The sequence below is a fragment of the Ruegeria sp. AL1 genome (genome assembly GCF_056540905.1).
The window spans coordinates 509,332-528,193 of record NZ_JBQFXP010000001.1; the positions used below are offsets into that span (position 1 = coordinate 509,332).

General features: G+C 58.6%; 22 protein-coding genes and 1 tRNA gene. 7 read left to right on the forward strand and 16 right to left on the reverse strand.

What is annotated here, in order from left to right:
• Window position 1: 1 nt before the first annotated feature.
• From ACRZ9X_RS02560 to ACRZ9X_RS02570, 3 genes are all read right to left on the reverse strand, one after another.
• The gene (locus tag ACRZ9X_RS02560) at window positions 2-985 is read right to left on the reverse strand and encodes a C4-dicarboxylate TRAP transporter substrate-binding protein (RefSeq protein ID WP_480515786.1); all 984 of its coding nucleotides are present in this window, start codon (window positions 983-985) and stop codon (window positions 2-4) included.
• A 683-nt stretch (window positions 986-1,668) separates the two neighbouring features.
• Window positions 1,669-2,796, reverse strand: a complete 1,128-nt coding sequence (locus ACRZ9X_RS02565; protein WP_480515899.1) for an MFS transporter — start codon at window positions 2,794-2,796, stop codon at window positions 1,669-1,671.
• A 327-nt stretch (window positions 2,797-3,123) separates the two neighbouring features.
• Complete coding sequence (locus ACRZ9X_RS02570) at window positions 3,124-3,723, reverse strand: superoxide dismutase (RefSeq protein WP_480515787.1); 600 nt, start codon at window positions 3,721-3,723, stop codon at window positions 3,124-3,126.
• Window positions 3,724-3,824: 101 nt separating this feature from the next.
• Between ACRZ9X_RS02570 and ACRZ9X_RS02575 the strand changes: the two genes are divergently transcribed.
• Window positions 3,825-4,592: an FkbM family methyltransferase gene (locus ACRZ9X_RS02575; RefSeq protein WP_480515788.1), complete on the forward strand. Its 768-nt coding sequence runs from the start codon at window positions 3,825-3,827 to the stop codon at window positions 4,590-4,592.
• A gap of 107 nt (window positions 4,593-4,699) precedes the next feature.
• Here the strand turns inward: ACRZ9X_RS02575 and ACRZ9X_RS02580 are convergent, their stop codons facing one another.
• The 4 genes from ACRZ9X_RS02580 to ACRZ9X_RS02595 form a co-directional block, all read right to left on the reverse strand.
• Window positions 4,700-5,266 (reverse strand): sarcosine oxidase subunit gamma, encoded by a 567-nt coding sequence (locus tag ACRZ9X_RS02580; RefSeq protein ID WP_480515789.1) that lies wholly within the window; start codon window positions 5,264-5,266, stop codon window positions 4,700-4,702.
• On the reverse strand, window positions 5,259-8,288 hold the full coding sequence (locus ACRZ9X_RS02585) for a sarcosine oxidase subunit alpha family protein (RefSeq protein WP_480515790.1): 3,030 nt from the start codon (window positions 8,286-8,288) through the stop codon (window positions 5,259-5,261). The genes ACRZ9X_RS02580 and ACRZ9X_RS02585 overlap by 8 nt, the downstream gene beginning before the upstream one ends.
• A gap of 67 nt (window positions 8,289-8,355) precedes the next feature.
• A complete protein-coding gene (locus ACRZ9X_RS02590; RefSeq protein WP_480515791.1) occupies window positions 8,356-8,685 on the reverse strand; it encodes a sarcosine oxidase subunit delta in 330 nt (109 codons plus the stop codon).
• An 87-nt stretch (window positions 8,686-8,772) separates the two neighbouring features.
• Window positions 8,773-10,017: a sarcosine oxidase subunit beta family protein gene (locus ACRZ9X_RS02595; protein ID WP_480515792.1), complete on the reverse strand. Its 1,245-nt coding sequence runs from the start codon at window positions 10,015-10,017 to the stop codon at window positions 8,773-8,775.
• A gap of 178 nt (window positions 10,018-10,195) precedes the next feature.
• Between ACRZ9X_RS02595 and ccmI the strand changes: the two genes are divergently transcribed.
• The 3 genes from ccmI to ACRZ9X_RS02610 are packed head-to-tail and all read left to right on the forward strand — an operon-like array spanning window position 10,196 to window position 12,131.
• Window positions 10,196-11,419, forward strand: coding sequence for a c-type cytochrome biogenesis protein CcmI (gene ccmI / locus ACRZ9X_RS02600; RefSeq protein WP_480515793.1), 1,224 nt, complete (start codon window positions 10,196-10,198; stop codon window positions 11,417-11,419).
• Window positions 11,416-11,880 (forward strand): Holliday junction resolvase RuvX, encoded by a 465-nt coding sequence (ruvX, locus tag ACRZ9X_RS02605; RefSeq protein WP_480515794.1) that lies wholly within the window; start codon window positions 11,416-11,418, stop codon window positions 11,878-11,880. Before ccmI ends, ruvX begins: the two co-directional genes overlap by 4 nt.
• Window positions 11,881-11,897: 17 nt before the next feature.
• Complete coding sequence (locus tag ACRZ9X_RS02610; RefSeq protein WP_480515795.1) at window positions 11,898-12,131, forward strand: DUF1289 domain-containing protein; 234 nt, start codon at window positions 11,898-11,900, stop codon at window positions 12,129-12,131.
• Here the strand turns inward: ACRZ9X_RS02610 and ACRZ9X_RS02615 are convergent, their stop codons facing one another.
• From ACRZ9X_RS02615 to ACRZ9X_RS02645, 7 genes are all read right to left on the reverse strand, one after another.
• A complete protein-coding gene (locus ACRZ9X_RS02615) occupies window positions 12,132-12,344 on the reverse strand; it encodes a hypothetical protein (protein ID WP_480515796.1) in 213 nt (70 codons plus the stop codon).
• Between the two features lie 295 nt (window positions 12,345-12,639).
• Entirely contained in the window at window positions 12,640-13,368 is a 729-nt protein-coding gene (locus ACRZ9X_RS02620; RefSeq protein WP_480515797.1) for a SpoIIAA family protein, read from the reverse strand.
• 36 nt (window positions 13,369-13,404) lie between these two features.
• Window positions 13,405-14,190, reverse strand: a complete 786-nt coding sequence (locus ACRZ9X_RS02625; RefSeq protein WP_480515798.1) for a hypothetical protein — start codon at window positions 14,188-14,190, stop codon at window positions 13,405-13,407.
• Entirely contained in the window at window positions 14,184-15,008 is an 825-nt protein-coding gene (locus tag ACRZ9X_RS02630; protein WP_480515799.1) for a sulfite exporter TauE/SafE family protein, read from the reverse strand. The genes ACRZ9X_RS02625 and ACRZ9X_RS02630 overlap by 7 nt, the downstream gene beginning before the upstream one ends.
• 28 nt (window positions 15,009-15,036) lie before the next feature.
• Complete coding sequence (gene dusA, locus ACRZ9X_RS02635; RefSeq protein ID WP_480515800.1) at window positions 15,037-16,056, reverse strand: tRNA dihydrouridine(20/20a) synthase DusA; 1,020 nt, start codon at window positions 16,054-16,056, stop codon at window positions 15,037-15,039.
• Window positions 16,057-16,145: 89 nt separating this feature from the next.
• Window positions 16,146-16,222 (reverse strand) — tRNA-His (locus ACRZ9X_RS02640).
• Between the two features lie 47 nt (window positions 16,223-16,269).
• Window positions 16,270-16,752: an N-acetyltransferase family protein gene (locus ACRZ9X_RS02645; protein WP_480515801.1), complete on the reverse strand. Its 483-nt coding sequence runs from the start codon at window positions 16,750-16,752 to the stop codon at window positions 16,270-16,272.
• A 78-nt stretch (window positions 16,753-16,830) separates the two neighbouring features.
• Between ACRZ9X_RS02645 and ACRZ9X_RS02650 the strand changes: the two genes are divergently transcribed.
• Window positions 16,831-17,019 carry a DUF6324 family protein gene (locus tag ACRZ9X_RS02650; RefSeq protein WP_480515802.1) on the forward strand — a complete coding sequence of 63 codons (189 nt, stop codon included), beginning with the start codon at window positions 16,831-16,833 and terminating at the stop codon, window positions 17,017-17,019.
• Here the strand turns inward: ACRZ9X_RS02650 and ACRZ9X_RS02655 are convergent.
• Window positions 17,016-17,447: an MmcB family DNA repair protein gene (locus ACRZ9X_RS02655; protein ID WP_480515803.1), complete on the reverse strand. Its 432-nt coding sequence runs from the start codon at window positions 17,445-17,447 to the stop codon at window positions 17,016-17,018. The genes ACRZ9X_RS02650 and ACRZ9X_RS02655 overlap by 4 nt on opposite strands.
• Window positions 17,448-17,559: 112 nt before the next feature.
• On the opposite strand from ACRZ9X_RS02655, the gene ACRZ9X_RS02660 reads away from it, so the two are divergent.
• Together ACRZ9X_RS02660 and ACRZ9X_RS02665 are read left to right on the forward strand one after the other, a co-directional pair.
• Window positions 17,560-17,880, forward strand: coding sequence for an ArsR/SmtB family transcription factor (locus tag ACRZ9X_RS02660; protein WP_480515804.1), 321 nt, complete (start codon window positions 17,560-17,562; stop codon window positions 17,878-17,880).
• Complete coding sequence (locus tag ACRZ9X_RS02665) at window positions 17,877-18,302, forward strand: SRPBCC family protein (protein ID WP_480515805.1); 426 nt, start codon at window positions 17,877-17,879, stop codon at window positions 18,300-18,302. Before ACRZ9X_RS02660 ends, ACRZ9X_RS02665 begins: the two co-directional genes overlap by 4 nt.
• A 226-nt stretch (window positions 18,303-18,528) precedes the next feature.
• Here ACRZ9X_RS02665 and ACRZ9X_RS02670 read toward each other — a convergent pair whose 3' ends face one another.
• A complete protein-coding gene (locus ACRZ9X_RS02670) occupies window positions 18,529-18,834 on the reverse strand; it encodes a hypothetical protein (RefSeq protein ID WP_480515806.1) in 306 nt (101 codons plus the stop codon).
• Between the last annotated feature and the right edge of the window lie 28 nt (window positions 18,835-18,862).

Genomic DNA, 18,862 nt, shown 5'->3' on the forward strand with positions numbered 1-18,862 from the left:
TTTAGTTGCCGCGGATTTTGTCGAGTTCTGCGCCGATCACAGCGCGGATATCGTCATCCCATGCCGGGAACTCGGTATAAACACTTGCCGTCAACTCGCTGAAGGCTGCCGTGTCTGCTTCTACGAAGGTCACTCCTTCTGCCTCGAGCAGGCCGCGGTACTCTTCATCAAGCTTGATCAGGTTTGCAGTGTTGGATTCGGCGCCAGCTGCGAACTCTTCATCAACGATGGCTTGCTGCTCGGGGGTCAGCTTGTCCCACACGCTGGGAGAGATGTAGATCCCTACCGTACCAAGGAAGTGCTTGGTCATCGACATGACGTTCGCCACTTCGTAGATCTTGGTCGAGTACATCGTCAGGATCGAGCCCTCGAGTCCTTCCACAACGCCTTGCTGCACGCCCGAGTACGTTTCAGTGAACGGAATGGCCTGCGGCGAGGCGCCCATCGAGGCCAGCGTGCTGATAAATATCTGGCTGCCGGGCACACGGATCTTCAAACCATCAAGATCTGCCGGGGTCTCGATGGGCTTGTTTGTGATCATGTGACGGAAACCGAACATGTAGTCGGCGTTGATGATCTTGATGCCCGCTTCTTCGGCCTGTGCTGTCAGATCAGCGACGAGGTCGGTATCCATCATCGCCAGATATTCGTCATAGCTGTCGTAGAGCATCGGGCCAGCAAGCGCGCCAAAGTTCGGGACGTAGTCGCCCACATAAGTCAGGTCTTCTACGGCGATCCAGTCGGCGCCGTTTACGACCTGCTCGAGGTTATCCTTGTAGGTTGGCAACTGACCGCCGGGAAACACCTGGATGTCCACATCGCCGTCTGTCCGTTCCCGGATTTTGTCGGTGACCTTGATAAGTTCCTGGGTCAGCAGCTCAGAGTCCTGGAAGATCAGGCTCATGTTGATCTGGATTTCGTCGGCAGCAGCGACTTGTGCGCTCAGTAGAGCTCCAAATGCGACTGCAGTGAGTTTCTTGAACATCTCAGTTTCCTCTCCGTTTCTCGGCTTGCCTTCGAGCCAGCCCTTCTTTGATTCTAACGAGTTGCGATAGCTACGTGACTAGCGTCAGGTGCTCGTGTTTTTTTGGTCGAGGATACTTGCCAAGGCTGATCCGTGCTTGTCGCAATAACCCATTCGAGCAGTCACACAGCCTAAGACGCGCGCACAACATTTTTGCGTCGTCCTCCTCCCGATGCAATCTTCAACCATTATTGTGTCAAAGTGCAAGCTGGTATTGACGTAGCGGAAGTGTGGCAGGCACTCGCCTTTCATCAGCACGCCAGCAACCGAGGAACAGACCGGGCGAATGCACAACGCCACCGGCATTTTCAAGCGATATCAAACTGTTCGGAAACGGCTGCTAATGGCGCAGTTTTACAGCGGACCGTTGCATGTGACTCTCTACCGAAGAGAGCAGGCGAAATCGACCCGTTCGTCTTCGATACGCCGGGTGTTTGGATTGATGGCCAAGCCCCAATACCCAGGCCCTGCAAGACGGTTTAACGAGATGCGCGTTCCGCAGGTGGTCAAATGTCTTCTCTGCGGGACAAAGTGAGCTTTCGCGGCGTCTATACCAACGACCGGTTTAGACGGTTTCGCACAAGTTGAGTGGCCATGAACAACAAAACCCGACAGTGAATCATATTCAGGCCATGGAGCGAAATTCAATCTACCGACATCGCTGTCTTTCGAAAGGCCAGCAAAGCCAATATGCAAATACTCATCATCCCCATAGCCAATAGAAAAGTGACGTTCACATTCTGCATTTGATCCGCCAGTGCGCCTGCCGTTGGCGGCGAAACCATCATGACGATATAATACATCGAATAGTAGACGCCTGTGCCAAAGGCTCGCGCATGGGCCGGGAGTATCTGCGAGGTCATACTTACAATCGCTCCGGGCGAGAGTCCGATTAGGAACCCGGCCAATGCAAACACGATCCATGCAGTCGATGCAGTAAGATAGAGCATCAGCGGAAGCAAAAAGACTGCTGCAACCAAAGTAAAAAGGACTAGAGCATCTCGACGGCCTGACCTGTCAGCAACCCATCCCCCCAAAGGTGCGGCTATGACAATGGCGAACATGAAGAGGCTCGTTGCGGTGCTTGCTCCGGCAACCGAAAGACCGTTATCGACCAATATTATCGGGCCAAAGCCAAAGACCATAGCGAGTGCCGCGTTGTAGAAGCCCCATATCAGTGCTGCGAAGGTCAGTGGCACCCACGGCAGGTCAACTAAAACAATGCGTCCATGTGCAACGGCCGCTTCTGGCGTCTCGTAGGTCACCCAGAACGAGGCCAACGCCACCGCAATCACCAACGCGACACATGCCCAAGCCCAACCCAAGCCACCTTGACCAGCGAGCCATGGCAGGATGACCAGTGCCAAGCCAATCCCCATCGGCCACGAGCTAATAAATATTGCCATAGCGGCCGCCAGGTTACGCCCGGCAAACCAATCAACCACCATCTTCGTCATCAGGACATTGACGACCACGCCTCCGATACCCGCCATGACGCGCCCGGCGACCAATCCGCTAAATGTCGAGGCCTGCAATACGAGAATGCTGCCCACAAGCATCAAAATGAGGCTCACTACAACGACACGCTTGTCACCTAAAACAGATGCAACTGATCCCCCAAGGATCGCCACTATGATACCCGGGCCAAGGTAAAGTCCGATCAACAGTCCAATCTCAGTGATCGACAGCAGTAAGCTGTCGATCATAAGCGGAGACAACGCCGCTACCGATTGGAACTGAAAAGCCATAGTCGTTCGCGCAAAGAACAACACAAACAGTATGACCCAGCGATTTCGCAAAAAACATGCTCCGAAGCAGGAATTTCAGACCCGCAAAATGCATCGCCGGTCACCAATGGTAGTCATACCGATTGTTATTCGGCAAGGATAGTTCGTAGCGCAACGTGCTCGGTTCGCTTGCCGCTTCAAACCGGCCCTTCGACGAACGACGACAAGTCAGCACACAGGGCTCCAATCAGCCATTAGAAGGAAAAAGTAAATTTGAAGCCTGGTTCGCCTTGAGCGAAGTACCGGTCAATCAAGAAAAGGCCCACGCGCGTAAGCGAGCAGGCCTTGAAAACTCAGTAACCGGCAAACCGATCACATCCGCGACGCGACGTTCTCCCAGTTCACCAGATTGTCCAGGAAGTTCGACAGATAGGCCGGACGCTTGTTGCGGAAGTCGATGTAGTAAGAGTGCTCCCACACGTCACATCCCAGCAGAGCAGTCTGACCGAAGCACAGCGGGTTCACGCCGTTCTCGGTCTTTGTCACGGCCAGCGACCCGTCCGCGTTCTTGACCAGCCAGGCCCAACCCGAGCCGAACTGCCCTGCACCCGCCGCACTGAACTGCGACTTGAATTCGTCAACCGAGCCGAAGCTATCGGTCAGAGCCTTCTCCAACTCACCGGGCATGGCGTTGTCCCCGGGGCCCATCATCTCCCAAAACTGGTTGTGGTTCCACAGCTGGCTGATGTTGTTGAAAATACCGTTCTGCGCCACGGCACCCGCGTCATAGGTGCCGGTGATGATCTCTTCCAGCGACTTGCCGTCCCATTCGGTGCCGGCGATCAGCTTGTTGCCGTTATCGACATAGGCCTTGTGGTGCAGGTCGTGGTGATATTCCAGCGTTTCCGCGGACATACCCTTGGCTGCCAGCGCGTCATGTGCATAAGGAAGATCAGGAAGTTCAAAAGCCATGTCGGCCCCCTGTTGAAAATGATTGTTGCGGTTCCAAAGGTTAAATGCTTTGGCAACGGCCATAGGTCAAGGGCAGAGACAAGAAAACCCGGAGGTCCGCGATGCTGACACAGGCGCGCAAGATGTTCTACCGCGCCCGCGGATATTATGCTGGAAAGCTGAACGGCGAACCTTTCCGGCTGGACCCGTATCACTCCAAATTCTGGCGTAAGGCCTCAGAGGGTGCGTGGGAACCTGAGACCTTCGCCGTATTGGACAAATACCTGTCGCCCGACCGCGATTATCTGGACATCGGCGCATGGATTGGCCCAACCGTCCTCTATGCCGCCCGCCGCGCCCGCCACGTCTGGTGCTTTGAGCCTGATCCGGTGGCCTATCGCCATCTGGTGTGGAACCTCGAACTCAACAACATCCGTAACGTATCCGCATTCAGCATCGCCTTGTCAGACGGTTTTGGCGTGACCCGAATGGCCTCGGCTCACGGCGAGGCAGGCGATTCCACCTCGTCGCTTCTTAACGACGGCAGACATGGCACCGACGCCCTGACCATTGGCTGGGATCAATTCGCAGCTTCGGTTGATCTATCCGATGTGTCTCTGGTGAAGATGGACATCGAAGGTGCCGAATACGCGGTTCTGCCTTCACTGGTGCCCTGGCTGCAAAAGGCGCGTCCTGCCTTCTTTCTCTCGACGCACGCGCCATATCTCGCGGCGGAAAACCGCGAAACCGCGATGGCGAAACTCGCAAACGAACTCGCCTTCTACCCCCGATGCCGGGACCCGCTCACAGGTGAAACCGGAACAGCGGCGCTGATCAGCCAGCGCGGCCTGACCCAATTCCCCACCTACCTGTTCAGCGCGGACGGCTAACGCCCGCCGCACCCCATCCAAACTTCATCTGGCCAAAAATATCCTGGGGGTGAGGCCGCAGGCCGAGGGGGCAAAGCCCCCTTTCCCAGTTTGCCTCTAGCACGCGCCTAGTAGTAGCCGACTTCGCTACCCGGCTGTGCTGCAACCTTCAAAAGCTTGAAGACATAGTCGGCGGCCGAGCGGAAGCAGACCACACGAAAGGTATCGCCATCATCCATCCAGAACGCGCCCGCCACCTGCGCCAGACGCGAGCGGCGGATTTGGCCCGGCTGGAAGGCCTCCGCCGACAACTCGACCGGGGCAACCTTGCCCAGCATCTCCCGGGCGCTACCACCCGAGACGCGAAACACCGCGCGGGCGTCCGAGACATTCACCACCAAAGCGTGGATGCCGCTGAGCGCGCCTGCCAGATCGGCCAGCTTGGCCTCGACCTCGGCATAAGGCACCAGCACCAGCAACTCATCCGAGGACATCCAGCAGACACCGGTGTCGCCCTTGACCAAAGCCTCGCGCTGGCCGGGCACTTTTTGTCCGGTCGCGTCCTTGACCGCCTTGGCCAGCACCTTGTCCGACAGATCGCCGCGCAGGGTGATCATGCCCTGCAGGCCGCATTCCTCGACCTTGGCGATGCCCTCATAGCTCGCGTGGTTCAGTGCGCTGATGGGTTCAGACATTCTGCTTCTCCCCGTCCTTGTCGTAAAAGATCGGGTCTACGATCTTGGCTTTGTAGATTTTATCATCGGTCCCCGGGAATTCGACGATCTCACCCATGCGATCCGGGCCGTGCTTGATCAGACCCATGGCGATGCCTTTACCCAGATTGGCCGAGTAATAGGTCGAGGTCACGCGCCCGATCATATTGCGCTGACCGTTGGCATTGACGCCCTCGCCGACCGCATAGGCACCGTCCGGCAGAACCGAACCATCCACAGTCTCAAGCCCGACCAGTTTCCAACGCTCAGGATCGGCCATGTGTGTCCGTGAATGGGCGCGTTTGCCGAGGTAGTCCTCTTTCTTTTTCGACAGCGCCCAGTGCAGCCCCAGATCCTGCGGGATCACGGTGCCATCGGTCTCGTCGCCGATCATGATAAAGCCCTTCTCGGCCCGCAGGATATGCAGACATTCAGTGCCATAGGGCATCACGCCGAACTCCTGACCTGCATCCATCAAAGCGTCCCAGAACGCCTGACCCTGCGACGCAGGCACGGCGATCTCGTAGGACAGCTCACCCGAGAACGAGATGCGATAGGCCCGTGCGTCAAACTCACCGATCTTGCCGTCACGCCATTCCATGAAGGGCAGCGCCTCTTTCGACAGGTCCATGCCGCCGCCCGCTTGCGCGTTCAGTTTGTCCAGCACCTTACGGGCGTTGGGGCCGACCACAGCGACCTGAGCATATTGCTCGGTCACATTGGCGACGTAGACTTTCCAGTCCCACCATTCGGTCTGCAGCCATTCTTCCATGTGGCCATGGATACGTTCGGCTCCGCCGGTGGTGGTGTGGCACAGCCATGTGTCCTCGTCGATACGAGCGACAACGCCGTCGTCGATCAGGAAGCCATTTTCTGAACACATCAGGCCATAGCGGCATTTGCCGACCTTCAGCGTGGACATCATGTTGGTGTACAGCATGTCCAGGAACTTGCCCGCATCCGGGCCCTTGACGATCAGCTTACCCAGTGTCGAGGCATCCAGCAGGCCGAGGTTCTCGCGGGTGTTCTTCACCTCGCGATTAACCGCGTCATGGACGGATTCACCGGGACGAACATAGGCATAGGTCCGGCGCCAGTGGCCGACCGGCTCCCAATCGGCGCCGTTCTTGTCGTGCCAGTCATGCATCGGTGTTTGACGGATCGGCTGGAACACCTCACCGCGCGCCTCGCCGCCAATCGACGCCATCGAGATAGGCGTATAGGGCGGACGGAATGTCGTGGTACCGACCTTCGGAATCTCCGAGTCCAGCGCATCAGCGAGGATTGCCAGACCATTGATATTGCTCAGCTTACCCTGATCAGTCGCCATCCCCAGCGTGGTGTAGCGCTTGGTATGCTCGACGCTTTCATAGCCTTCGCGCGCCGCCAGTTGAACGTCCGAGACCTTGACGTCGTTCTGGAAGTCCAGCCACGACTTCATGCGCAGTTGAATGTCCGCATTCGCAGGCATCAGCCAGACGGCGGCCATCGGCGCTTCGTCGGTGTTCTCACCTGCCGGAGCCTTGGTGGCCTTCGACTTATAGCCCGCAGCCTTGGCCGCTGCCTGGCCTGTCGCGTGCGCATCGGCCAGCACCGCGCCCAGTGACAGAGGTCCGTTCGCGCTGCCAGCAGCCAGAACAAAGCCCTCGCCATCCGCACCCAGCGGAGGACGCGACGGGTCGGGACGGAAATGGGCGTTCGCCTCATCCCAGATCAACTTGCCGCCGCAATGCGACCACATGTGCACGACCGGAGACCAGCCGCCCGACATGGCGACCGCATCGCATTCGACCTCTTCCCGCGCGCCGCCGATGCCGTCCTGATTGCACAGCTCGACCTTTTTGACGCGCTTGCCGCCTTTGACTTTGGCAATCGCCTTGCCGGGATCGACACGGATGCCCAGTTGCCGCGCTTCCTCGGCCAGCGGTCCAGCAGCGTCGCGCGCATCCACCACACGCAAAACATCCACACCGACCTGTTTCATTGCAATCGCGGTGCGGTACGCGTCGTCGTTGTTGGTTGCGACGATAACCCGATCACCCGGAGTGACGCCCCAATTCACGACATAGTCACGCATGGCCGCAGCCAGCATCACGCCCGGTACATCGTTACCCGCAAAAGACAGTGGGCGTTCAATTGCACCCGTTGCGGTAACAATCTGTTTGGCCCGGATTCGCCACAGGCGATGACGGGGACCCTGAAGGCCGGGCTGATGATCGGTGATACGCTCGTATCCCAGTACGTAGCCATGGTCATAGACCCCCGCACCCATGCAGCGATTGCGCATGATCACGTTGTCCATTGTTTCCAGTTCGGAAACCAATTGTTCCACGAACTTATCCACAGGCTCGCCGTCAACAGTGCCGCCATCAATCGGCGCGCGACCGCCCCAATGCGCGGTTTGCTCGATCAGCAGAACCTTGGCACCCGATTGCGCGGCCGCTTTGGCAGCTTGCAAACCGGCGACGCCGCCGCCGATGATCAGAACATCGGTGAAGGCGTAGAAATGTTCATAAGTGTCCGCATCGCGACTGTCCTTATCCGGCGCTTTGCCCAGACCGGCGGACTGTCGGATGAAGGGTTCATACACATGTTTCCAGAACGGTTTCGGATGGATGAACATCTTGTAGTAGAAACCAGCGGGCAGGAACCGCGACAGATGAGTGTTTATCGCGCCCACGTCAAACTCCAGGTTCGGCCAGTGGTTCTGCGATACAGACGTCAGACCATTGAACAGCTCTGTCGTCGTCGCGCGCTGGTTCGGCTCGAACCGGTTGCCCTCGCCCAGACCGACCAGAGCGTTCGGCTCTTCCGCGCCGCTGGCGACAACGCCGCGCGGACGGTGGTATTTGAACGACCGACCCATCATCATCTGATCGTTAGCCAGCAGAGCCGAGGCCAACGTATCGCCCTCAAACCCCTGCATCGACGTGCCGTTGAAGGTGAAGGTGATTTTTTTTGACCGATCGATCAGACGGCCTTGTTTTGCGAGACGGGTGCTCATGGTGCGGACCTTTCGCATGTGGAGGCGTCGGAGCCTCCGGCGGGAGTATTTTTGAAAAGATGAAGCATCAGGAGAACTCTCTCCATGCCCATCCCGGGCGCTTGGCGGTGATAGCGTCCTTGATCTCTTGCGGTGGTTCGGTGGTCTGGGCGGAATAAGTGCCAAAGACCTCAAGCGTTTGCGTGCAGCGCGCGGCGTGGAACCACTTGCCGCAGCCATTGGCGTGACGCCAGCGTTCGAAATGAACGCCTTTGGGGTTTTCGCGCATGAACAGATAGTCGTGGAACTCATCATCCGATGAGCCTGGGCCGAAACGCTTCAGATGCGCCTCGCCGCCAGCGGCCAGTTCGGTTTCTTCGGCATCAACGCCGCAACAGGGGCAATGCAGGATCAGCATATGGTCATCCTTTCTGCAGCAGGCGTGCCGAGGCGGCCTGCGAGATCTTTGTGACGGGGCGCGAGATTTTTCGACGAAAAATCTTCATCAGTGCGCCACCCCGGCGGCGACGCTTTCGTCGATGAAGCGACCCTCTTTGAAACGGTCCATCGAGAAGGCCTCGGTCAGCGGCGAATGGCCCGTGGCCATCAGCTGCGCCATGCCCCAGCCAGACCCCGGAATGGCCTTGAAGCCACCGGTGCCCCAGCCGCCATTGATAAAGCAGCCCTGCAGCGGGGTTTTCGACAGAATCGGAGACCGGTCGCCGGTCATATCCACGATCCCGCCCCACTGGCGCAGCATCTTCAGGCGCGAGATCATCGGGAAGGTCTCGACCAGCGCGCGCACGGTTTCCTCGATATGATGGAACGATCCGCGCTGGGTGAAGTTATTGAACCCGTCCGTGCCGCCGCCGATGACCATCTCGCCTTTGTCAGACTGAGACATATAGCCGTGTACGGTGTTGGCCATCACAACCACGTCCATACATGGCTTGATCGGCTCGGACACGAGCGCCTGCAGCGCAACAGCCTCAAGCGGCAGACGGAAGCCCGCCATCTCGGCCAGTTGGCCGGAATGTCCGGCTACCACAATACCCAGCTTGTCACAGTCGATGGCACCCTTGGTGGTGTCGACGCCAACAACGCGGCCGTTTTCCTGACGCACGCCGGTGACTTCGCATTGCTGGATGATGTCCATGCCCATCGACGAACAGGCGCGCGCATAGCCCCAAGCAACCGCATCGTGACGCGCAGTGCCGCCGCGTTCCTGCCAGAGGCCGCCCAGAACCGGATATCGCGGACCGTCGAGATTGATAATTGGAACCAGCTCTTTGACGCGCTCGGGGCCGATCCATTCGGTCTTCACGCCCTGCAGCGCGTTGGCGTGTGCGGTACGCTGATAACCGCGAATCTCGTGCTGGGTCTGCGCCAGCATGATCACACCGCGCGGGCTGAACATGACGTTGTAGTTCAGGTCCTGGCTGAGGTTTTCATACAGGCTGCGCGCCTTTTCGTACATCGCCGCCGAAGGGTCCTGCAGATAGTTCGACCGAATGATGGTCGTGTTCCGACCGGTGTTCCCACCACCCAGCCAGCCTTTTTCAATCACCGCGACATTCTGGATGCCGTAGTTCTTGCCAAGATAGTAGGCTGTCGCCAGACCGTGGCCGCCCGCACCGACGATGATGACATCGTACCGCTTCTTGGGTTCGGGCGAACGCCAGGCGCGTTCCCACCCGGTGTGATAACGCAGCGCCTCACGCGCCACAGCAAAGGCTGAATAGTGTTTCATGTGCGAATCCGTCCGGTCTTCGATGATTGGGCGCAGATATGCCGTGTCGTGGCATTCTAACCCTGCCATGCAACGCCGCAATATCGCACTATTGCGACATGACGCCCATTCGCGGCCATTTGTCCCTTTTTTCCGTGCTCTGACAGGTCTAAGTCAGGGCAACACATTCGGAGGGACCATGACGTTCTGGGTTCTCATCATCCTCATCGCGCTGCTGATCGCGGTTTTTCTTGGTTTTTCCATGTTGCGCCGGCGTCAGGGCCACACGCCGGCGGCGGCATATGACCTGCATGTCTATCGCGAACAACTGGCCGGCGTCGATAAGGACCTGGCGCGCGGCGTGATTGCCGAAGCCGATGCCGAGCGTATTCGCACCGAGATTTCGCGCAGGATCCTGGCGGCAGATGCCCAGATGCGGGGCGAAGGCGAGAAACAGGGACCTTCACGGACGGTTTCAGCCATCGCTTTACTGTTAATTGCCATTTTTCTGGTGGGCGGTGGTTTCCTGATGTATCGGCAAATGGGTGCGGCTGGCTTTCCGGATATGCCTCTGACAGCCCGGATAGAAATGGCGGAAGACGTCCGTCAGAACCGTCCGACACAGGAACAGGCAGAGGCGCAACAGGCCCCGACACCGACCCCGCAGTTGGAAAGCAACTACGCCACTTTGCTGACGCAGCTGCGCGACACGGTGGCCCAGCGGCCCGATGACCTGCAAGGCCACATTCTGCTTGCCCAGCACGAGACCAATGCGGGAAACTTCAAAGCCGGGTACGCGGCCCAGAAACGCGTCATTGACCTGATGGGGAATCAAGTCCCTGCCGACGCCTATTCGGATCTGGCCGAGATGATGATCCTTGCAGCTGGTGGCTATGTCTCGCCCGAGGCGGAAGAAGCATTGCGGCAAGCGCTGGAGCGTGATCCGGGGTTTGGGCCTGCACGTTATTACTGGGGTCAGATGCTGGCGCAAATCGGCCGCCCCGATCAAGCCTATCGCGTCTGGGTCGAAGTGCTGCGCGACTCGCCGGCTGACGCGCCATGGGTTCCTGCCATTCGTGCCCAGTTGGACGAACTGGCCTTTCGCGCCGGTGTCTTCAACGCGCCCGATATCGCGTCCGCACCTTCCGGACCAAGTCAGGACGATGTGAACGCCGCAGCCGAACTGTCGCCTGAAGAACGGCAGGAAATGATCCGCGGAATGGTCGACCGCCTCTCAGAACGACTGGCGACTGAAGGTGGCGCACCCGAGGAATGGGCACGCCTCATCGCGGCATTGGGCGTGTTGGGAGAGGGGCAGCGCGCCATCGCCATTCGCGATGAGGCGATGACGGTATTTGCAGGCAATGCTGCGGCGCTTGAGATGATTGATGCGGCGGCCCTGCAAGCCGGGATCGCACAATGATCCATGACGCCTTTGAAGATTTCGCGGCAGCCTTGTCACCGATGTCTGCCCTGATGGGGCTGGATCTGGGTGAAAAAACTATCGGTGTGGCCGTTTCGGACCGGATGCGTGGCGTCGCTACCCCGCTTGAAACGGTACGGCGCAAGAAATTCACACTGGATTCCGCCCGGTTGATCGAAATCGTGACCGAACGCGAGATTGGCGGCATCGTCCTCGGCCTGCCCCGGAACATGGATGGCAGCGAAGGACCCCGATGCCAGTCCACCCGTGCGTTTGCGCGCAACATGACGCGCCTGACCGATCTGCCAATCGGTTTCTGGGACGAACGGCTAAGCACGGTTGCGGCAGAAAAAGCACTGCTTGAGGCGGATACGACACGAAAACGTCGTGGACAGGTTATTGATCACGTGGCAGCCGGTTATATCTTGCAGGGAGCGCTGGACAGGTTGCGCTTTCTGTGACGGAGCGGGCAAAGCCTATGACAAACATGGTTTGGAAACGGAACGAGGTTGAAAGCCCTTGCATCCAGATTTGCGTCGTCCACCCCACCGAACGCATCTGCACAGGCTGTTATCGCACCATTGATGAGATTTCGCGCTGGTCCAAAATGGACAGTTCCGAACGCGCTGAAATCATGCAGGACCTGCCCGACCGCAAGCCCCGGCTGACCAAGCGACGCGGCGGGCGCAGCGCGCGGCTGGATCGGGGCTAATCAACGGCGCACCTGATCCGGGGTCTTCGACCGCTTTTGGTGCAATCTTGGGGCGCGCGACAGGTCCTGATGAAACAGCGCCATGAATTCAGCCTTTTTGACCCGGCTGGAATGCGCCGCATCATCGTCTGTAGCCTCTGGCAGTTTTCCCGGGCCGGGGATGCGCCAGGTCGTGCCTTCAAGAACACTGGAAAGAAATCGTCTTAGAACCATCTTCTCCTCCAATCCGCATTTTTAAAACACGTCCATGCGCCATCCCCGAACCAAAGGGAAAGCGATGCAAAAGACCTGCCATCTTAGGTTGTGTGCAGCAATGCGGTGCATGTATAGAAGGTTGTAAAAAGAAAAAGGGGGGAAAAACTGCGCCGATTTTGCAGAAATCCACCCCTGACAGATTTTCTTCCGAGTCTCCGGCACCTTGCCGGATACGCGGGCCCGGGATGGACCGTTTTTGTAACGCGACGTCACGAACACCGTGCCCTTTTGCAAGGCTCGTCCGTGCCCTGCCTCAACCGGCGGCAAGCCAGGACTTGGCGTTCTCGTATTCCTCAGCCGGGAAGTAATGCGTGCGTGTGCCCAGCACGTGGCTGGCCATCCGTTGCGCCATCTTCTGCCAGGTTTTGTCTCCGACAATCGCCGCGCGGTCGAGCAATCCGATATGGCCTGCCGCCAGCCGGAAATGCGCGCCCATGGCCGTCAGCCCCTGCCATCCGTCGAATTCGCGCAGATCAATCAACAGCCGGAATCCTTCGCGATTGTGCAACATAGCATCCAGATCGAGCTGTGCCTGTTTGTATTCTTCGGAATCAAGCTTTCCCATCAGGCTGATCTGAACGCAGGGTCCACCCAGATCGGTCACATGGATCGCGCCCAGCGACTCACGCATCCAGCGGCGCGCGGATTCAAGCTCTTCCATGTGGAAGACATTCACAGGACAGGGCAGGATCGGCGCAGCCAGCCGAACGCTGGTCTGGACCCAGCCCTGATCGGCCACCACTCCGATCCGATCAAAGCCGCGCCAGTGGCTGAGTCCCAGCTTGGTATCCGACCATGCCGCCCCCAGATCATATCCCTTAAACTCGCCGTCAACGATGGCCAGCAGGCGAACTGTGTCATGATCTTCCAGCGCGGCTTCAATTGCAGGCACCAAAGTGGTGGCATAGTCGGCGCTCGTGACCTGACCGGATAATTCCACCTCGATCAGAGTGCCGTCAGAATTTGTGTGAACCGTAATCATTGAACCAAACCTCCGAAGCCAAATAATGGCAAGAGGTTATGGAGTTTTAAGCCATTGCGCTACTCCGCCCGGCAAGTCGGGGCGGAAATACGCGATCATCCGTCCATCCGGCCCGGCCTGCGCACCATCGGCCCAAGGGGCAACACCATGCAGGCAGTGGCGGTGCAACAGATACGACTCGCCGGGGCGGGCAGGCAGCTCGATGCGCGGGCAGGTCTCGAACACCTCACGCCGGGCGGACTGATAGATATCGGTGACATCGACACTGGGCATGTCTTGCGGCGGTACGTCCTGAAAAGCCTTGCGGAATGCGTCGCCCAAAATCCTGTGACTGCCATCCCAGACCACCATCGGCGCGGCATTCGCGCTGGCTTGGGTCAGCGGGATGCCCAGAATCCAGGCGTGGGGCTCATCCACCCGGCGCCGCCGGTCCGGCCCCATTGGCTTCAACCCATCCACATGCGCCGCGTCCCGATTGGAGCGATACCGGGCGGCCGCTTCGTTCTCGCCACGTCGGGGCCTTGGATATCCGGGATAAACCACCGAGACCTGCCCCCTGTGCAAATCAATCGGACCGAACAGAGCATGGGCAAGCGCGATCGCCGCCCCGCTCAGCGCGGGTGAACCGGCTACCCTGCCCTGCGCGTCATTGTCCAGCGCATCAACTCCGATAAACCACGTGCCACCGCAATCGTGCCATTGCGCGTGCGCAGGATCGTCGATCGACGCCCGCGCCGCAGGCAGAGCATGCGCCACCCAATCCGCCACAGCCGGATCATGGGGAAACTTCACCCAACCGCGCGCGTGATACGAACTTACCATCCCAAGGCCTTTCTCAGCATGTTCAGCGCGACCAGTATCAGAAAAACTGCAAAGACCCGTTTCAACGGTTTCGGGTCCATCGCATGAGCCAGCTTAACACCCCACGGGGCAGTAATCATGGTCATCGCCACGACAATGGCAAAGGCCACCAGATTGACCGCACCGATTGTCAGTGGCGGGCGATGCTCGGGCATGATGTCCAGAAACAAAAAGCCCAATACAGAAGGCACCGCAATAATCACGCCAAACCCTGCGGCCGTGGCAACCGCGCGGTGAATGGGGGTATTGTAAAGGCTCATAAGCGGCACACCGAAGCTGCCGCCACCGATCCCCATCAGGACCGACAAGAACCCAACCGAGGGCGACAGGGCCGCGCGGCGCAAGCCCTTCGGCATCGCGTCTCCCAAGCGCCAATGCGATTTGCCAAGACCAAGATAAATCCCGATCACCATGCCCAGCACTCCGAACAAAGCCTGCAGAAACTCGGTTCTGAGCGCCGACGCCACCAGAACGCCGACCACCGCGCCCGCAGCGATCCCCGGCCCCCAACTGCGCAGGATGTCCCAGTCCACTGCACCTTTCTTGTTATGGCTCAGCACAGACCGGATCGATGTGACAATGATTGTCGCCAACGAGGTGGCTAGGCACAGCTGCATCAACTGAGGCCCACCATAACCAAGCGTCTGGAAAGCATAGAAAAATGCAGGCACCAGAACGATGCCACCGCCCACCCCCAACAATCCGGCCAGAACCCCGGCAAACGCGCCGATCACAAGCAAAAGGCCCAGCATCTGGGCCAGCAACATTGTCTCGGGCATCATCCCCCCATACCGGCCCGGGGCCGAGTCAAACCGCCTGCTCTACCTGCGACAAGGCCCGGACAGAGTCCAGCGCCTGCAAGATCACCTCGGGGCCTGCGTGGTCGCGCACGGCACCTTCGGACAGTATCCTGCGCCAACCGCGCGCGCCCGGACGCCCGGCAAACAGGCCCAGCATATGCCGGGTGATCTGGTGCAACCGCCCGCCTTCGGCAAGGTGTGCCTCGACATAGGGAAGCATTTTTTCGACCACATCAAATGGATCGGCGACCTGCCCGGTTTCGAAGATTTGCGGATCAGCGGCGGCTAGGATTTCCGCTGGCTGATGATAAGCTGCGCGCCCGATCATCACACCGTCCAATCCGGCCTTCAGGTGTTCTTGCGCCTGTGCGAGTGAAGTGATGCCGCCGTTGATCGAGATATGCATATCCGGGAAATCCGCCTTCATACGATGCACCAGATCGTAGTCGAGCGGTGGAATATCCCTGTTCTCTTTCGGACTTAACCCTTGCAACCACGCCTTGCGCGCATGGATTGTGACACGCGCGCACCCTGCCGCGCGGATCTGGTCGAGGAACGCGGGCAGAACCTCGGCAGGCTCCTGCTCGTCCACCCCGATGCGGCATTTCACGGTGACCTCGACACCCACCGCCTCACGCATCGCCGCAACACAATCAGCGACGGTCTCAGGAGACCGCATGAGCACCGCGCCAAAAGTACCGGACTGCACCCGGTCCGAGGGGCAGCCGCAATTCAGGTTGATCTCATCATATCCCGCATCCGCCCCCATGGCTGCAGCCTGTGCCAGCTCCTGCGGATCCGAGCCCCCAAGTTGCAACGCAACGGGATGTTCGTGGGGATTGTAGTCCAGCAGATGAAGCGCGCCACCCCGCACCAGGGCGGGCGCAGTCACCATCTCGGTGTAAAGCAAGGTCTGCGCGCTCAGCAACCGATGCAGATAGCGGCAGTTTTTGTCAGTCCAATCCATCATCGGGGCGACAGATAGGCGCGCGCTTTTGCGAATGTCCAAGGTGTTCTGGTCCGACATTTCCTAATACACCTTCAAGATGCGGTTCGTGATACACGCAAGATCAGCTTAAAGCCCTGTAGTCCGTCAACCGTCCAAATTCGGGAAGATGGTACCGCCTCCCTGGCTTGAACAGGGGACCTCTGGATCCACAATCCAGCGCTCTAACCAACTGAGCTAAGGCGGCACTCGTGAGGGGCGATGTAGCGAACACGTGCAGGGATTGCAAGAGGATTAAAGCCGAATTCGCCAGCTTTGTTCCACCAGATCGACGCCAAAAGAATGCACCGGTTTGCTGCCTGTCAACTGCCACCCGAAGGCGCGGTAAAGTGCGCAGGCCGCGGTATGGCTTTCATGGGTCCACAGCACCATGTCCTGATAGCCCGCATCGCGTGCAAAGCCCATGCAGGTGCTCAGAAGGCGCTTGCCGACCCCTTGCCCGCGCGCCTCGGGACACAGGTAGAACAGGCGCAACTTGGCGGTTTGCCGATCCTGGGAGACGCAAAAGATACTGCCCAGAGGGCGCCCGCTTCGTTCAGCGATCCAGCCGCGCTCTTTCACGGGGTCGTTTTCCGCAATAAACGCGGCAAGGATGTCCGCGACCAGCACACCAAAGCTGTCATCGAAGCCTTCCACGTTGGAATAGTGATCCGCGTGCTGTTCCACCAGCCAGGGCGCATCATCGGCGCGGAAGGGTCTGAGTGTGATCGCGTCCATGCCGTATTGAAGCGTATTGCTCGCTTGATTCTCAACCCTTTGCACGGTAGCACCAAGGCGCATTTCCCGGAGGCGTACATGGGCATCAACACCGAACGCGATATCGAAGCGAACCTGCAAATCGGTCCGACCGATCAGGGCATGGTGCGCCTGTTCATCGAAGGCGCCGGGATCGAGATTCCGATGGATTTCGACCCGGAAGAAGCCGAAGAAATCGCCGAGGAGATCCGCGCCGCCGCCGAAGCCGCGCGCGCCGTCAAAGGCTAAAGTCGGGGATCGCGCAAGGCCTGCAATCTGCGGGCGGCATCCACGGCAAACTTCTGGATCATCTTTTTGCGTCGCGCCGGGGCCAGCTTGCTTTCCGGGCTCATACGAATGATTTCGGCATCATAGGCATCTGCGATGATCAAACCGGTTTCCGGTGGCAGCAACTCGGTCGGAAAGTCGGTATCGACTGCCCAGAAGAATCGATCGCACCACTCCAGATAGCCCTGCCACTTGGCATCCGACTGATAATCAGCGCGGCTGGACTTGCATTCGACCACCCATAGCTCGCCCCTTGGGCCTAATCCCATAACGTCGACCCGCAGCCCTCGGGCGGGCACGAATTCCTCAATTGAAACATAGCCATGGGTCACGAGATGCCTTGATACGCCTCGGGCCAGTTTTTGTCCGGGTTGCAGTTCCAGTGTCATTTCCGAAATGTGAACAATTCGTGAACAAAAATCAAGCTTCTGCTTTTTATTGACATGATACCATTTGGTATTGCAATAATATGAAACCAAATGGTATTGAATGGAGTTTATCATGAACTCGCAAACTCAAAATGCGTTCCGGGCGCTTGCCGATCCGACCCGGCGGGACATTGTTCAGATGCTCGCCGCGCAAGACATGACGATTGCGCAACTGACCGATCTTTTCGACATGACCCGGGCAGCGGTCAAAAAGCACCTGACCGTCCTGTCAGACGGTGGCTTGATCACTGTCGAGGCCCGGGGACGCGAACGCATCAACCGGCTTGAACCTCAGGGGATGGCCCCGGTTCTGGACTGGCTCAGCTACTTCGACCGGTTCTGGGATGATCGTCTTGCCAATCTGAAAGAAGCTATTGAAGGGAATAAGAAATGACTGACGCAGTTTTGCAGAAAACCATCTTTCTTCGTGCGACGGCGGATGTCGTTTGGGACTATCTGACCGAGCCAGACAGGCTGGCCGAGTGGTTCCACAAGCCCGAACGGCCCCTGGCTGCGGGCCAAAAGCTTGAGATGTTCGGGACTACCAGCGGTGATCTTCTGATCTGGGGCGAAGTACGTGAGGCGCGACGTCCGGAGTATCTTGAGTACACCTTTACCGTGAAACCGATGGGGGACGCTGTAAGCGTCGTCAAATGGACACTGGAACCCGTCGCCGGGGGCACTCGCCTCAGCTTGGTGCATGAAGGTCTGCCACAGGGTGCGGACGCCTTCGGCCTGATCCTTGCGTTGGACAATGGCTGGGACGAGCATTTCGGCAAGATGCGCAAAGCGCTGCACGAAACTGTTGACGCCTGACACCCAATGAACCCCTTGTGCGAACCCGCTTTAGGTCCTACTTAGGCCCGTGGCGGGTTCTGCCCTTCTTGTGATTGGTAGCATTCTGGTGGCCTTAAGCAATTCCGAGGGGGCTGGCTCTGTTCAGGTCCTGGCCTGATTACCTGGCGCCCACCTGTACATACAGGTCCTCGGGAATCACACCGCACGGTTGACTGGTGGTCCCGCCACACATTTCCCTGAAATATCAGCGCCCTGCGCGAGCTTCCTGCTTGATCACCGCGGGCTTAAGCCCATGCGCAACCGGCGTTCCACCGCGCGGTTTGTTTGGCTTTTCGGCCATGCTCATGATCGCGTAGGCAAACTGCACACCCGCAAAGACAATGCCGTTCATGAACCAGATCATGAACAGTGCGATCAGGCCGATTTCAGAGCTTGAAATCAAGTGACGCAGATTGGCCACGTTAGAGGCCAGAAGCACCCCGACAAAGACCGCAGAGATGACAAACCCCCAGGCGACCTGAGTGATGTAAAGGCGGATCAGTTTGGGCATGGCGGACCTCGTTGCGCTGATACAAGAA

Bases quoted from the DNA above. Each gene is read 5' to 3' on its own strand.
- ACRZ9X_RS02560 (WP_480515786.1), bottom strand. From the start codon at position 985: ATGTTCAAGAAACTCACTGCAGTCGCATTTGGAGCTCTACTGAGCGCA.
- ACRZ9X_RS02570 (WP_480515787.1), bottom strand. From the start codon at position 3,723: ATGGCTTTTGAACTTCCTGATCTTCCTTATGCACATGACGCGCTGGCA.
- ACRZ9X_RS02575 (WP_480515788.1), top strand. From the start codon at position 3,825: ATGCTGACACAGGCGCGCAAGATGTTCTACCGCGCCCGCGGATATTAT.
- ACRZ9X_RS02580 (WP_480515789.1), bottom strand. From the start codon at position 5,266: ATGTCTGAACCCATCAGCGCACTGAACCACGCGAGCTATGAGGGCATC.
- ACRZ9X_RS02585 (WP_480515790.1), bottom strand. From the start codon at position 8,288: ATGAGCACCCGTCTCGCAAAACAAGGCCGTCTGATCGATCGGTCAAAA.
- ACRZ9X_RS02590 (WP_480515791.1), bottom strand. From the start codon at position 8,685: ATGCTGATCCTGCATTGCCCCTGTTGCGGCGTTGATGCCGAAGAAACC.
- ACRZ9X_RS02595 (WP_480515792.1), bottom strand. From the start codon at position 10,017: ATGAAACACTATTCAGCCTTTGCTGTGGCGCGTGAGGCGCTGCGTTAT.
- ccmI (WP_480515793.1), top strand. From the start codon at position 10,196: ATGACGTTCTGGGTTCTCATCATCCTCATCGCGCTGCTGATCGCGGTT.
- ruvX (WP_480515794.1), top strand. From the start codon at position 11,416: ATGATCCATGACGCCTTTGAAGATTTCGCGGCAGCCTTGTCACCGATG.
- ACRZ9X_RS02610 (WP_480515795.1), top strand. From the start codon at position 11,898: ATGACAAACATGGTTTGGAAACGGAACGAGGTTGAAAGCCCTTGCATC.
- ACRZ9X_RS02615 (WP_480515796.1), bottom strand. From the start codon at position 12,344: ATGGTTCTAAGACGATTTCTTTCCAGTGTTCTTGAAGGCACGACCTGG.
- ACRZ9X_RS02620 (WP_480515797.1), bottom strand. From the start codon at position 13,368: ATGATTACGGTTCACACAAATTCTGACGGCACTCTGATCGAGGTGGAA.
- ACRZ9X_RS02625 (WP_480515798.1), bottom strand. From the start codon at position 14,190: ATGGTAAGTTCGTATCACGCGCGCGGTTGGGTGAAGTTTCCCCATGAT.
- ACRZ9X_RS02630 (WP_480515799.1), bottom strand. From the start codon at position 15,008: ATGCCCGAGACAATGTTGCTGGCCCAGATGCTGGGCCTTTTGCTTGTG.
- dusA (WP_480515800.1), bottom strand. From the start codon at position 16,056: ATGTCGGACCAGAACACCTTGGACATTCGCAAAAGCGCGCGCCTATCT.
- ACRZ9X_RS02645 (WP_480515801.1), bottom strand. From the start codon at position 16,752: ATGGACGCGATCACACTCAGACCCTTCCGCGCCGATGATGCGCCCTGG.
- ACRZ9X_RS02650 (WP_480515802.1), top strand. From the start codon at position 16,831: ATGGGCATCAACACCGAACGCGATATCGAAGCGAACCTGCAAATCGGT.
- ACRZ9X_RS02655 (WP_480515803.1), bottom strand. From the start codon at position 17,447: ATGACACTGGAACTGCAACCCGGACAAAAACTGGCCCGAGGCGTATCA.
- ACRZ9X_RS02660 (WP_480515804.1), top strand. From the start codon at position 17,560: ATGAACTCGCAAACTCAAAATGCGTTCCGGGCGCTTGCCGATCCGACC.
- ACRZ9X_RS02665 (WP_480515805.1), top strand. From the start codon at position 17,877: ATGACTGACGCAGTTTTGCAGAAAACCATCTTTCTTCGTGCGACGGCG.
- ACRZ9X_RS02670 (WP_480515806.1), bottom strand. From the start codon at position 18,834: ATGCCCAAACTGATCCGCCTTTACATCACTCAGGTCGCCTGGGGGTTT.